At 37.3% G+C, this 13275-nt stretch carries 12 protein-coding genes and 1 other annotated feature; of the genes, 3 read left to right on the top strand and 9 right to left on the bottom strand.

From position 1 onward, the window contains the following. Positions 1–24 precede the first annotated feature (24 nt). The 5 genes from A5821_RS00345 to A5821_RS00325 all read right to left on the bottom strand — a co-directional run bounded on the left by A5821_RS00345 (position 25) and on the right by A5821_RS00325 (position 5372). Positions 25–711 carry a class I SAM-dependent methyltransferase gene (locus A5821_RS00345; RefSeq protein ID WP_086312292.1) on the bottom strand — a complete coding sequence of 229 codons (687 nt, stop codon included), beginning with the start codon at positions 709–711 and terminating at the stop codon, positions 25–27. A 36-nt stretch (positions 712–747) separates the two neighbouring features. Continuing rightward, entirely contained in the window at positions 748–1788 is a 1041-nt protein-coding gene (gene leuB / locus A5821_RS00340; RefSeq protein ID WP_086312291.1) for a 3-isopropylmalate dehydrogenase, read from the bottom strand. Next, positions 1788–3311: a 2-isopropylmalate synthase gene (locus A5821_RS00335; protein ID WP_086314276.1), complete on the bottom strand. Its 1524-nt coding sequence runs from the start codon at positions 3309–3311 to the stop codon at positions 1788–1790. The genes leuB and A5821_RS00335 overlap by 1 nt, the downstream gene beginning before the upstream one ends. A 492-nt stretch (positions 3312–3803) precedes the next feature. After that, positions 3804–4820, bottom strand: coding sequence for a type I glyceraldehyde-3-phosphate dehydrogenase (gap, locus tag A5821_RS00330; protein WP_086312290.1), 1017 nt, complete (start codon positions 4818–4820; stop codon positions 3804–3806). Positions 4821–4865: 45 nt separating this feature from the next. Continuing rightward, complete coding sequence (locus A5821_RS00325) at positions 4866–5372, bottom strand: HPP family protein (protein WP_086312289.1); 507 nt, start codon at positions 5370–5372, stop codon at positions 4866–4868. Positions 5373–5505: 133 nt separating this feature from the next. On the opposite strand from A5821_RS00325, the gene A5821_RS00320 reads away from it, so the two are divergent. Beyond that, a complete protein-coding gene (locus tag A5821_RS00320; RefSeq protein ID WP_086312288.1) occupies positions 5506–6099 on the top strand; it encodes a CGNR zinc finger domain-containing protein in 594 nt (197 codons plus the stop codon). Positions 6100–6146: 47 nt separating this feature from the next. On the opposite strand, the gene A5821_RS00315 is transcribed toward A5821_RS00320, so the two are convergent. Then, entirely contained in the window at positions 6147–7427 is a 1281-nt protein-coding gene (locus tag A5821_RS00315; protein WP_086312287.1) for an O-acetylhomoserine aminocarboxypropyltransferase/cysteine synthase family protein, read from the bottom strand. A 147-nt stretch (positions 7428–7574) separates the two neighbouring features. After that, positions 7575–7833: a binding site (T-box leader), on the bottom strand. 149 nt (positions 7834–7982) lie between these two features. Between A5821_RS00315 and A5821_RS00310 the strand changes: the two genes are divergently transcribed. Both A5821_RS00310 and A5821_RS00305 read left to right on the top strand, forming a co-directional pair. Beyond that, positions 7983–8339 (top strand): hypothetical protein, encoded by a 357-nt coding sequence (locus A5821_RS00310; RefSeq protein WP_086312286.1) that lies wholly within the window; start codon positions 7983–7985, stop codon positions 8337–8339. Between the two features lie 32 nt (positions 8340–8371). After that, positions 8372–8533: a hypothetical protein gene (locus A5821_RS00305; protein ID WP_086312285.1), complete on the top strand. Its 162-nt coding sequence runs from the start codon at positions 8372–8374 to the stop codon at positions 8531–8533. 406 nt (positions 8534–8939) lie between these two features. Here A5821_RS00305 and A5821_RS00300 read toward each other — a convergent pair whose 3' ends face one another. The 3 genes from A5821_RS00300 to A5821_RS00290 all read right to left on the bottom strand — a co-directional run bounded on the left by A5821_RS00300 (position 8940) and on the right by A5821_RS00290 (position 13003). Beyond that, positions 8940–9374: a hypothetical protein gene (locus tag A5821_RS00300; RefSeq protein WP_086312284.1), complete on the bottom strand. Its 435-nt coding sequence runs from the start codon at positions 9372–9374 to the stop codon at positions 8940–8942. A 147-nt stretch (positions 9375–9521) separates the two neighbouring features. Then, positions 9522–10109: an ATP-dependent Clp protease proteolytic subunit gene (locus A5821_RS00295; protein ID WP_086312283.1), complete on the bottom strand. Its 588-nt coding sequence runs from the start codon at positions 10107–10109 to the stop codon at positions 9522–9524. A 182-nt stretch (positions 10110–10291) separates the two neighbouring features. Further along, entirely contained in the window at positions 10292–13003 is a 2712-nt protein-coding gene (locus A5821_RS00290) for a cation-translocating P-type ATPase (RefSeq protein WP_086312282.1), read from the bottom strand. Between the last annotated feature and the right edge of the window lie 272 nt (positions 13004–13275).

The raw sequence follows: 13275 nt of genomic DNA, 5'->3' as shown, positions 1-13275 counted from the left end.
CATTTTTTATTTTCATTCAAATTCTTAAGCTTTTCTACCTAAATATACTGCGTAGTTATAATATTTATAGACGACATCTACATCTTGAAATCCAACTGTTTCCAATGTTTTTAATTCAGTCATCATCGGTTGTGGGCGGTCTTCTTCAAAATGACTTTTCAACCAGCGTTCTTGGATTTCTTTTAACGTAATCTTCTGGTTCATAAAAGCGATCCATTTTTGCATGAATGCTTCTTGTAAATCGGAACTTGATGCTTTGATTACATCTGCATTGATAAAGAGTCCGTTTGGATTTAAAGCATCGTAGATTTGACGATAAAATTGTTTATGCGCAGCTTGATCTTCTAAATGATGAAGAGCAAGTGAAGAAACCACCACGTCATAGCTTGTTTCAAATGTCAACTGTTCAAAAGAGCTGGCAATACAGGTCACTTGATTACTTAACTTTTGCTTAGCCATCCTCAACATTTCTTCACTCATATCGACACAAGTGATCACAGCGTTTGGATAATCTTCTTGAATAGCCTGAGCCAAGGTACCTGTGCCGCAGCCAAGATCGATTACTGAAATTGGTTGGTCTTTTTCAAAAGGAATACTTGCAACGATTGCTTCGATCATTTGGTCATAATAAGGAATGATTTTTTGAATAATATCGTCAAATTCTTGGGCTTCTTGGTCAAAATGGGCTTGAATCTGTTCAGTACGTTTCATTGTTTCTTCACCTACTCTTTCATTCGTTCCTTTAATTTAGTTCAATTCTTTGATTACGGCTTCGGTAAAATCAGTGGTTGTCGCTGTTCCACCAAGATCCGTTGTTAAAATGCCTTGGTTCATCACACGATCACAAGCATCTTCGATTTTCTTCGCTGAACTTTCTAAGCCAAACGATTGGCGTAACATCATCGCCGCTGACAAGATCATCGACATCGGATTGGCGATATTTTGATTGGCGATATCAGGTGCAGAACCGTGGATCGGTTCGTATAATGACGGACCTGTTTCACTGTGACTCGCGCTCGGCATCATTCCTAGTGAGCCTGGAATCACCGATGCTTCATCACTTAGGATATCACCGAATAGATTTTCTGTGACAATCACATCAAATGTTTTTGGTTTTTGAATCATGACCATGGCCGCTGAATCAACTAATTGATGTTCTAAGGTACAATCTGGAAATTCTTGTGCTACTTCTTCCGCTGTTTGACGCCATAATTTACTGGTTGCCAAGACATTGGCTTTATCGACAGAAGTAACTTTTTTATTTCTGGTACGAGCGATTTCAAAAGCTTTTCTGATAATCCGTTGAATCTCAGCTTTTGAATAAGTACATAGGTCCGAAGCTTCTGTCTCTCCTAGTTGTTTTTCGCCAAAGTAGATACCTCCTGTGAGTTCGCGGACAACAACGAAATCAACACCTCGAACATTTTCTTCTTTTAATGGAGATAAATGAACCACTGCATCTGGCACTGAGATTGGTCGGATATTTGCATACAATCCTAAGGCTTTTCTTAAGGCTAATAACCCTTGTTCGGGGCGTTTTGGTGCATCGTCCCATTTTGGACCACCGATAGCACCTAGTAAAATTGCATCGGCTTTTTCACAAGCTTTGAGTGTTTCTTCTGGTAACGGATCCCCTTGTTCATCGATACCAGCACCACCAAAGGCAAAGCGTTCAATATCGAAATCCAAATTATCTTGAACCATGATTTCGGCTATTATTTTTAGCGCGCTATCCATGATTTCTGCTCCAATGCCATCTCCTGGCAAGGCTACGATTCGTTTAGTCATTAGGCTCTCCCCGCTTCTTTTTGAAATTGTTCACTGGCTTTGACGTAGGCTTTGGCTGAAGCCTGTAAGACATCAAAGTCGATACCGATGCCGTTGAATTGTTTATTATTTTCACTATCTGCTAAGGTTACATGAACTTCTGCTTGCGCATCTTCTCCACCCGTGATGGCTTTGATGTAATATTCTTGCAGTTCTGGTTTTTGAACGAATATTTTATCGATAGAGTTATAGATAGCTTGGATACTCCCGGAACCAATCGCTGATTCTGTTTTACTTTCGTCTTCTCCTGTATTGATGGAAACGATCGCTCCTTGGCTGCCGTCAGAAACATATTGTAGTTGGACACGCTCTAAGCGATAATCTTCACTGCATTCTTGCGCTTGTCCGACCATCAGGGCGATCAAATCATCTTCGGTGACTTGTTTCTTTTTGTCAGCTAGTGATTTGAAACGTTTAAAGGCATCTTTTAGTTCCTCTTCTGTTAGTTGATAGCCAAGAGCTTCCATCTTTGTGGCAAATGCATGACGACCAGAAAGTTTTCCTAGCGGCAATGAGTTTTCGTTTACCCCGACAAGTGAAGGTGTAATAATTTCATACGTATCTGGATTTTTCAATACCCCATCTTGATGGATACCTGATTCATGTGCATAGGCATTCGCTCCGATGATGGCTTTATTTCTCGGTACCGCTACAGCTGATAGACGACTGACGAGATCGCTGGTTCTTTTAGTTTCGTTCAATAGGATATTGCTTTGAGCATTATAAAAATCTTTTCTGATATAAAGAGCCAATGCGACTTCTTCAAGAGCGGTATTACCCGCTCGTTCACCGATTCCATTGATCGTCCCTTCTACACGGCGGGCACCATTTTCGATAGCCGCTAAGGCATTGGCCGTCGCCATTCCTAGATCATCGTGACAATGTGAAGAGAAAATGATTTCTTGGTCGCTTTGAATATTTTCGATTAGAAATTTAAATAGTGCACCGTATTCCGTTGGATTTGAATAGCCAACTGTATCTGGAACATTAATGATGGTAGCTCCTGCATCAATGGCTGTCTGAACAGCTTTTAGTAGAAATTGCTTTTCTGTTCTCGTTGCATCTTCTGGTGAAAATTGAACTTTTTCAAATTTGCTTCTAGCGTAACTGACATGTTCTTTAATAGAAGCAATCACTTCATCTGGTGTCATTTTTAGTTTAAACTCCATATGAACTGGGCTTGTTGCCAGAAAAACATGGATTTGCGGATGTTTGGCGTTTTGTAAAGCTTCATGTGCGCGATCGATGTCAGCTTTTTGGCAACGTGCCAAACCTGCGACGGTCATCTTTTCAGCGCTTTCTGCGATAGCTTTGACGGCTTCAAAATCACCAACAGATGCAATCGGAAATCCCGCTTCGATCGTATCAATTCCCCATTTTTCTAGTTGTTTAGCGATTTGGACTTTCTCTTTGGTGTTGAAATTTACTCCCGGTGTTTGTTCGCCGTCTCTTAGAGTGGTGTCAAAAAATTGGATAGTGTTCATGTTCATACGTCCCTTCTGAATCTTCATTTTTTTGATTAGGTTAAATGAAGCGAACGAGACTTCTCTCTCTTCGTTCGCCAAGTATTGCGCATCATCAGCTCTGCAAGCAATCGCTGTGATTTGCAACAAAAAAACATCCCACGAATATGGGATGTTCTATCATCCCGTTCATGCAATGCGAAAACAGGACTCTCAACCTCTGATAAGAAAAAGCTGCGCTGCAGCTGGTTTCTAAAAATCAGTGTGATGAGTCCTTCAGTAATAATAAGAATGTAATTGTCGTTGTCTGCTTGTTCATCATCTTCAACATCCTTTATTGTCAGAATTTTTAAATAATTCAAACTATAGTGTTAAAGATACAGAACTTTTAAATCAAAGTCAATAGTTTTATGAGAATTTTTTTAAGAAAGTCTAATTTTATTTGTTTAAACATGCAAGTAAAAAGAGCATAAACTAACGACAGTCCATACTCTTTATTCGATTAGTCAACGTCTAATTTTCTAAATGTGCAAATTTTTCCAACAAACGAATCATCTGACAGACAAACCCGTATTCATTATCATACCATGCAACTGTTTTAACTAGCTGAACATCTCCTGCTGTTATCACTTCGGTTTGTGTAGGATCAAAAATCGAACCCGCAGTAGAACCGATGACATCACTGGAAACAATTTGCCGATCATCATAGTCAAAAGAAGGGTTCTCTATCGTGTGCTTTTGAATGACTTCATTTACTTGTTCCGCCGTAACGTTTGTTTTTAAAATAGACACTAATTCTGTCAAAGAACCTGCTACAACTGGCACTCGCTGTGCATGACCTTGTAATCGTCCATTTAATTCAGGAATAACTAACCCAATCGCTTTCGCTGCACCAGTGGAATGAGGAATCGTATTGACAGCTGCTGAACGAGCAGCACGCAAGTCTCCACCATTAACTGGCCCATCTAACAACATCTGCGTTGACGTATAAGCATGAATTGTCGTCATCGTGCCAACTTCGATACCAAATTCATTATTTAGATGATGCGCCATCAATGCTAGACAGTTGGTTGTGCACGATCCTGCAGAAATAATGGTGTCTTTTGAAGTCAATGTATCATCATTGACATTATAAACAATCGTCTTCATATCTCCTGCTGGAGCCGAAACTAGAACACGTTTTACTCCTGCATCGAGATGTGCTTGCGCTTTTATCTCTGAGGTATAAAATCCTGTGCACTCTAAAACAATATCTACTCCTTGCTCTTTTACCCAATTTAACTGACGAGCATCTGCTTGTGCGTATATCTTAATTTCTTGATCATCCACGATGATCCCATCATCTGTTGCACTAACTTTACCATCGTAAGCTCCATGAGTTGAATCAAGCTGTAATAATTGAGCCAACATTTTAGGGCTAGTCAGATCATTGATCGCTACCACTTCAATCTGATTCGATACCTCTTTAATTCTACGAAACGCCAAACGTCCAATTCGTCCAAATCCATTGATTCCTACTTTTATTGTCATATTACCATTCCTCTCTTTTTTCTGTTCAATTACGATTTAAAAATTTTACAACCAAAACGTTGGATATTTTCTTTTTTTATCTAGATTATTTACAACTAAGGCAATTACTACAATGACCACAGAACCTATTAACACAGGTGTAAATAGAAAATTCCAACCCGTCTGGCTCATCATAACAACTAATGGATCTGCCCCAGCTGGTGGGTGCGTTGTTTTTGTCAGCATCATACACATTATCGAAAAGCCAACTGCTACTGCAATCGAAGCCACTGAGTTGCCAAGTAATGTCTGACACGCTAACCCTATAAACGTTGAAATAAAATGCCCACCAATAATGTTCCTTGGTTGAGAAAGTGGTGCATCCCATACACCGAAAGCAAGAACACAACTCGCTCCAAATGGTGCCATTATCCAGCTCCATTCAGTCTTCTCGGTTAGAACGATTAAACTAAAAATGACAATAAAACCGCCCATAAACCCTATAATCGCTGCTTTTAAATCTACTTTTAGCGGTGAACGTGCAGTTGTGAACATTTTTTTTAACACCCTCATTTAACTAACCTCCTTTATAACGTATTATAGGTTAGTTACAACTAACCTGTCAACAACATTTTTATAAGTTAGTTATTAGCATTAATGATTGAACTATGATAAAATCATATTTAGTTAAAGAGGAGGGAGTCTTTTGTCTCATCATTTTCCAGATGTATCTGATTGTTTAATATTAGATTTCATCAACACAAAGATTTCAAAAAATGGAAAAATCACTGAGTTGATCGAGTCAAGAAGTGATTTAGCAAACTGGTTTGATCACGAAATTAAAAAAAATAGTCGTTACTCTTATCAATTATCACTATTTAAACCCTATTTTGAAAAAGCCGATGACCATTCAACACTCATCGCTTTTAGAGAGTTGCTGTATGAAAAATTATCAGCGCTGATTGCTGGTGAAAATACAAAAATTGAACTGTTAGATTTAATTAAAATAACGACAAAAGTACATCCTTTCAGCATAGAGATTATAAATGATACCTTATCATTCATACCAATAACGATTGATTATCATTCGTTTGAATCATTGATCTTACTTGATTTAGCCCAACTTATTGCTAATGATGATATTCATAAACTGCGTCGTTGTACTAATCCAGAATGTGTATTACTTTTTGTGGATCGTACAGGACGTAGAAAATGGTGCTCAATGAAAATTTGTGGAAATCGTCATAAAGTTGAGGCTTTTGCAAAAAGAAAAAAACAAGCACCAAATGAGGAGATATAACAAAAAAAGGGGAACAAAACTTATAAACGTTTTGTTCCCCTTTTTTACTATATTTTTTCTAATGCCTGTTCCAAATCTTTTAGAATATCATCAATATTCTCAATTCCAATTGATAAACGAATCAATTCTGGTGAAGTTCCAGAAGCATTTAATTCTTCATCACTTAACTGAGAATGTGTTGTTGAAGCAGGATGAATGATCAATGACTTTGCATCCCCAACATTGGCTAAGAGTGAAAAGAGTTCGACATGATTGATCAGGTTCTTCCCTGCCTCGGCTCCACCTTTCACACCAAAAGTAAACACTGAACCTGCGCCTTTAGGTAAATATTTTGCTGCAAGTTGATGATACTTATTATCAGGTAAACCTGGGTAATTGACCCATTGAACTTTCGGGTGCTTATCCAAAAATTCCGCAACAGTCAGAGCATTTTCTACATGACGTTCTAATCGCAAAGATAATGTCTCTAAACCCAAAATCAATAAGAAACTATTGAATGGCGAAATCGCTGCTCCTGTATCTCTTAATAAAGAGACTCTTAAACGAGTAATATACGCTGCAGCTCCCACGTCCTTTGTATAAGAAAGTCCGTGATAACTTGGATCTGGATCAACTAATTTAGGAAATTTGCCATTCGCCCAATTGAATTTGCCTGAATCAATGATGACACCGCCCAAAGCAACACCATGCCCACCAATAAATTTTGTCGCTGAATACACAACGATATCTGCTCCAAAATCAAAAGGACGATTTAAATAGGCTGTTGCAAAAGTATTATCAACGATCAATGGAAGTCCATGTTTATGAGCAATCTCTGCAATTGCCTCTAAATCAGCAACATTTGTAATTGGATTGCCAATTGTTTCTACAAAAATCGCTTTTGTGTTCTCTTTGATAGCATCTTCAAAGTTACTTAATTGATCTGGATCGACAAAAGTTGTTGTAATACCAAACTCTGGCAATGTATGGGCAAATAAATTAAAGGTTCCACCATACAACGTTGAAGCCGAAACAATATGATCACCACTACTTGCAAGATTCTGAATCGCATAAGTAACAGCAGCCGTTCCAGAAGCTACTGCAACCGCTCCAACGCCACCTTCTAACTCGTTCAAACGATCTTCCAAAACTGCAGTTGTAGGATTTGTGATCCTAGTATAGATATTTCCAGCTTTAGATAGCGCAAATTTTTCAGCCGCATCTTGCGTATCGTCAAATGTATAAGAAGTTGTTTGATAAATCGGAACAGCTCTTGAATTTGTTTCTTTATCCGGTGTGTGCCCACCGTGGATTTGGATTGTTTCGAATTGATAGTTAGAGTTTGTCATTATGCTTCATTCCTTTTCTATGTTTTATTCTGTTTATCTTGTTTACTTTACTGATGCACATGTCACCTTCTTGCATAATGACCACCTCTTTCTATTATTCTCATTAAAAAGGAACTAAAAAAGCCGCCCCCTACTAGCAATATGCTAGTAAAGGGCGACTGTCGCGGTACCACCTTTATTGGAATTTAGTTCCATCTCGATCCAAACGCCGAATTTCTTCTTGATTTGGTGCTTGGTTAACGGTAGCTGCCGTAAAAATCAAAATGATTTTTCCTCTCCAAGATCATTTTCGACAAGGGATCATTACTTTCTTGCACCAAACGAAAGCTCTCTACTTCTAGCTGAATGAAATGAATCAGCTAGATTCTAATGTCTGCTTGTGTACTCTTCTTTTCAATGAGTTTTTTTATTAAAACCAATATTAGAACATTCTCATTTTTTTGTCAACTTTTTTCTTTCATTTCCATTTTTTCTAAATATTTATTTGTATTTGAGTGTCCTATTTCTCTTTCTTTCTATTTTTTATTATAATTAGAGAAATTGGAGGTCGATTTAATGTCAACGAATAATGAAAAAGTAGAATTACTTTTATCTTATCTATCTGAGATTCACACGAAAAGTTTAACATTGTATGATTTAGTCACTAGCCGCCCGCGTCCTGAGGATACACGTATTCTTTTGAATATCAACGAGGTATTTACTTATTATCACAGCGTACGTGTCTTTTACTACAGTAACAGTGAATTGACTGCCTCAGAGGTTCACCCTTTTTTTAAAGCCTTTGAAGAATTCTATTTTGAATTAAAACAAGTCTTTCTCCTTGAAGAAGACAATAGTATCCTACTTTATAATAAGTTAACGGCTATGAAAGATTCTTTTGAGCAGTTGACGAATGATTTTAATGTTTTATAATAGAGTAGACAACAGGTAAAGAAGGTGCCCAAATGGATCAAAGCGAAGTCGTAGACCGCTTGCGCGAAGAGTTGGAAATTCCATTTTTTAATGGAACAATCGAAGAGCGTGAGTACACAGAAGCTGAATACCAAAAAATCAAAGCTGACCTAGTTCAGTATTTTGATGATTATGTTCGTAATGTAGAGAATTAATGCAAATGAATTGTAGTTGGATTTTTTAAGTCTAAAGTAAAGCTTAATTGCTTTTACTTTAGACTTTTCTATTTTCCCAAGTAATCTGATTTTTTTATTAATTAAAATAAAATCTAAAATTTCAGAATCAATCCAATATGTATAAAATAACTCTCTATATTTTAAAATACAAAAAATAAACATATATTAATGAAATAATAAATAGTCCGAAAAACAAAAATAAAAAAACCACCGGCTGAAAAGGCCGATGGAAAAGGAGTATTACTCAATAAGAGTAAAATGAAAAATAAAAAGGTTGTTGTTGGTATGAATATATAATACAACACATTTTTTCCTTTGTCTACTAAAAATAACATTAAAATGAAATTAAATATCACTATTTTTTGTCATTTTTTCGTTTATTTTTTTATTTTTTCAACAAAAGATTACTCATTCGTGTGATTGCAAATGAAATATCATCAGTTGCTTTATCTTGTTTTTCTTCTGAATTATTGAAAAGATCGATATCTATGCCTTTTTCAGGATCTAAAGATAAAATCATCTCGTTGCATCCAGCCAGATATTCGATGTATGAACGTTCAAATTTTTTATGAATACCCATCACGCGTGCTGGGGGACGTAATTTAGTCACTTTTTCCAACATGATTGTATATTCTTTTGTTCCATCTTGGAAAATACGTTGAATTTCAGCAATTCTTTCTGGTGCTAATTCAGTTGCTTTTCCTTCATCGATCGCTGTACGCACTTCTTCATAATATTCGTTCATTTTTTCGCCGACTTCTTCTGTTTCTTTTACAATATCATTGATGTTTTGAACATAATAGCCTAAATTTGGTTTCACTGTCTTTCCTACTTTCTTTTAGTAATCACTCAATTTTACACTTTTTCATAGGTAGATGACAAGAGGAATCTGGAAAAGAATATTTTTCTACTAATTTTTAAGAGAAAAAAACTGCAAACATTTTGTTGTCTGCAGTTTTTTAGTGCTTTATTTAATTTCATCACTTGTTTTGATGATTTTAGAAATCATACCATAATCTTTGGCTTCGTCAGCTGACATCCAGAAATTACGATCTGTATCTTTTGCGATTTTTTCGTATGTTTGACCTGTTGCTTCAGCAATCAAGCGGTTGACACGTTCACGCATGCGGATGATTTCTTTGGCTTCAATCTGAATCTCTGTACTTTGACCTTGGACGCCACCAGCTGGTTGATGAATCATATAGCGTGTATTTGGCAAGCTATATCTGTTCTTCGCATCAGCAGCTAAATAAATCGTAATACCCGCACTTGCGACCCATCCTGTTCCAATTACGATCACTTCTGGTTTTACAAATTTGATCATATCATGAATCGTATCACCAGCTTCAACGTGTCCGCCTTGGCTATTAATGAAAATCTTGATTGGTTCATCTCCCATTGCTGCAAGTAGCAATAATTGAGAAGTCACTTCTCGAGCTAAATCTTGATTGATTTCACCGTAGATCAAAATTGTTCGTTCTTCAAAAAGTTTTTTCATAAACGCATTAGGTTGTTGTTTTTCTTCTGTTTCTTCATTTTCATCTAAATAGTTCATATCTGTAACCTCCATAGTTTAAAGCTAAATATCTATATTAATAATACCGCAATCTGAGAATTTGTCCACTTTTTTGACTTGTTTTGACCTTAAAAAATTAATTTTTTGTAAGCTATTTTACTATAACAAAAAAGTAGGAATGTATCTTCATCAGATACATTCCTACTTCAGGCTTATTTAATTTAGCTCTTGCCCATTTTACGTTGAATAAATTTTACGATCTCAACGATTGGAATAATCGCAAATGATGTTCCAGCAACGATGGCCCATTGGTAAGCGTCTAGGGACGTTACACTAAACAAGTCATTGAATCCTGGAATTAAGATCGTTGCTGCTAGTAATAGGAACGATACTAAAATAGCCCAGTTAAATGATTTGTTTCTAAACAAGCCAACTTTAAAGATTGATTGGTAAATAGACTTCACGTTAAATGCGTGGAACAATTGAATCAATCCTAATGTTGCAAATGCCATTGTCAACGCATCACCATGTTGTAGATCATACAAGGCTTGTGCAGATAAGTTTGGCATATTGGCTGCTGTGTGAGCTGGGAATTCGATCGCCATTTTGTACACGATCAGAGTCAAGGCACCTTGTGTAATCCCTTGATAAATCACACTGCTCAAGACACCACCAGAGAAGAAGTTTGATTTCTTTCCACGTGGAGCATGGCTCATCACATCACGTTCAGCAGGTTCTACACCTAATGCAATTGCAGGGAAGGTATCGGTTACTAAGTTGATCCACAATAAGTGAACAGGTAGTAAGGTATCCCAAGCTAGCATTGTTGCGATAAATAGTGTTAATACTTCCCCAAGGTTGGCAGAAAGTAGGTATTGAATCGTTTTTTGGATATTTGAGAAGACTTTACGCCCTTCTTCAACCGCTACGATAATTGTTGAGAAGTTATCATCCGCTAAAACCATATCAGAGGCACCTTTTGATACTTCTGTACCAGTGATCCCCATTCCAATACCGATATCGGCTGCTTTCAGAGCTGGGGCATCATTGACACCGTCACCTGTCATGGCTACAACTTTACCTTCTTGCTGCCATGCTTTAACGATACGTACTTTATGTTCTGGAGAAACACGTGCATAAACGGAATAATGTTCAACGACTTTAGCAAATGCTTCGTCAGATAATTCGTTTAGTTCTGCACCTGTGATTACGGCATCATCATCGCCCTCTTTAATAATACCAAGACGAGCTGCGATTGCTTCTGCTGTATCTCTGTGGTCACCTGTGATCATGATTGGACGAATGCCCGCTTCTTTTGCCACTTTAACAGCTTCCGCTGCTTCTTTACGCTCTGGATCGATCATGCCGACAAGCCCTGCGAATACTAGGTCTTTTTCAACTAAATCAGAATCCATTTCAGCTGGAACTGCATCAACGATTTTGTAAGCCATCCCTAAAACACGTAATGCTTGTTTGGCTAATTTTGTGTTGGTCGTTAAAATTTCTTGACGTTGTTTGTCATCCATTGCTGGTGTTTGACCGTTTAATAAAACTTCCTTACAACGTTTTAGTAATTCATCTGGTGCACCTTTTACAGCGACTAAGAATTTACCATCTGCTAATTGGTGAACAGTTGTCATTAATTTACGGTCTGAATCAAATGGAATTTCAGCAACACGAGGTTCAGCCGCAACTTTTTCAATTACGTTGAACTCATGATCTAAACCATATTGCACAAGTGCTGTTTCTGTTGGATCACCGATCAATGAACCATCTTGCGCGATTTTTGTATCATTTGTATAGTTCATGATTTTTAATGCCATGTTGTCTAACTGAACTTCAGCTGTTGCAGGTTTTACTTCATTGTCTGTGTAAAGTGCTTCAACTGTCATTTGGTTCAATGTTAGTGTACCTGTTTTATCAGAACAGATAATATCTGTACTACCTAATGTTTCAACTGCTGGTAATTTACGAACGATAGCATTTTTCTTCGCCATCTTTTGTGTTCCTAATGCTAAAATAATTGTAACGATAGCTGGCAATCCTTCTGGAATCGCTGCAACAGCTAATGAAATCGATGTTAATAACATATCGATCCATGTACGACCGTTCATCATGCCCACAACGAACATAACAGCGGCAATCACTAAGATTGCAATCGTCAACATCTTACCTAATTGGTTTAAGTTTTGTTTTAATGGTGTTTCTGTTTCTTTTTCGTTGGCTAACATACCAGCGATTTTACCGACTTCTGTATTCATTCCTGTACCGACAACCACACCGATTCCTCGGCCATAAGTAACGTTACTGTTTGAATAAGCCATATTGATCCGATCACCGATACCGATGTCATCAGACGTTCCTTCTAAAACGATTGCTTCTTTTTCAACTGGAACAGATTCACCTGTCAAAGCTGCTTCTTCAATTTTAAGACTAGCGGCTTCTAACAAACGTAAATCTGCCGGCACAACATCTCCAGCTTCTAATAAAACGATATCTCCTGGTACTAACTCGTCACTTTTCACTGTAATTACGTGACCATCACGACGAATATTTGCATTTGGTGAAGACATTTCTTTCAAAGCTTCAATTGCTTGTTCGGCTTTGGCTTCTTGGATCACACCGAAGATGGCGTTTAAGATCACCACAAGTAAAATGATGATAGAATCAACAAAGTCTCCTGAGAAGACTGCTGAAATTACAGCGGCAAATAATAATACGATGATCATGAAATCTTTGAATTGTTCAAAGAATTTGACAACGATCGATTTCTTTTTACCCTCATCTAACGCATTGGCGCCATAACTCTCTAACCTTTTTTTGGCTTCTTGATCGGACAATCCTTCAACTGTCGTATCAAACTTTTGTAAGACCTCTTCATCTGATTGCGTGTAAAACGCTTCAGATAATTGAACCTTTTTCTCTTCTGACATGTTCTTCCTCCTTATAATTTGCAGCTACTTAAATCTATTTTACTTCATTATAGCGAAACGAACACGTTTTTGAACTTATTGGTTCGTAGCAAAACGAAAAAAAATAGACCTCTGTATGCTAAATAGAACATACATAAGTCTCACCGTTTAAGACAACACCAGAAATTTCTTTCGGAGTTGGTGATGTTGTCGCAGCTGATGCCGCCAGTTACTCCCTCATGAAATAATAAAATGGCTACGGACAAGTCTTTCACCAATAATTATTGCTGAAT

Source organism: Enterococcus sp. 7F3_DIV0205 (assembly GCF_002141365.2).
GTDB lineage: Bacteria > Bacillota > Bacilli > Lactobacillales > Enterococcaceae > Enterococcus_L > Enterococcus_L palustris.
This window is presented reverse-complemented; position numbering and strand designations above follow the sequence as displayed.

What these genes read in the sequence shown, in the direction of transcription:
- A5821_RS00310 (WP_086312286.1), top strand. Translation starts at nt 7,983, where the DNA reads ATGTCAACGAATAATGAAAAAGTAGAATTACTTTTATCTTATCTATCT.
- A5821_RS00335 (WP_086314276.1), bottom strand. Translation starts at nt 3,311, where the DNA reads ATGAACACTATCCAATTTTTTGACACCACTCTAAGAGACGGCGAACAA.
- A5821_RS00290 (WP_086312282.1), bottom strand. Translation starts at nt 13,003, where the DNA reads ATGTCAGAAGAGAAAAAGGTTCAATTATCTGAAGCGTTTTACACGCAA.
- A5821_RS00305 (WP_086312285.1), top strand. Translation starts at nt 8,372, where the DNA reads ATGGATCAAAGCGAAGTCGTAGACCGCTTGCGCGAAGAGTTGGAAATT.
- A5821_RS00345 (WP_086312292.1), bottom strand. Translation starts at nt 711, where the DNA reads ATGAAACGTACTGAACAGATTCAAGCCCATTTTGACCAAGAAGCCCAA.
- leuB (WP_086312291.1), bottom strand. Translation starts at nt 1,788, where the DNA reads ATGACTAAACGAATCGTAGCCTTGCCAGGAGATGGCATTGGAGCAGAA.
- A5821_RS00315 (WP_086312287.1), bottom strand. Translation starts at nt 7,427, where the DNA reads ATGACAAACTCTAACTATCAATTCGAAACAATCCAAATCCACGGTGGG.
- A5821_RS00325 (WP_086312289.1), bottom strand. Translation starts at nt 5,372, where the DNA reads ATGAGGGTGTTAAAAAAAATGTTCACAACTGCACGTTCACCGCTAAAA.
- A5821_RS00295 (WP_086312283.1), bottom strand. Translation starts at nt 10,109, where the DNA reads ATGAACTATTTAGATGAAAATGAAGAAACAGAAGAAAAACAACAACCT.
- gap (WP_086312290.1), bottom strand. Translation starts at nt 4,820, where the DNA reads ATGACAATAAAAGTAGGAATCAATGGATTTGGACGAATTGGACGTTTG.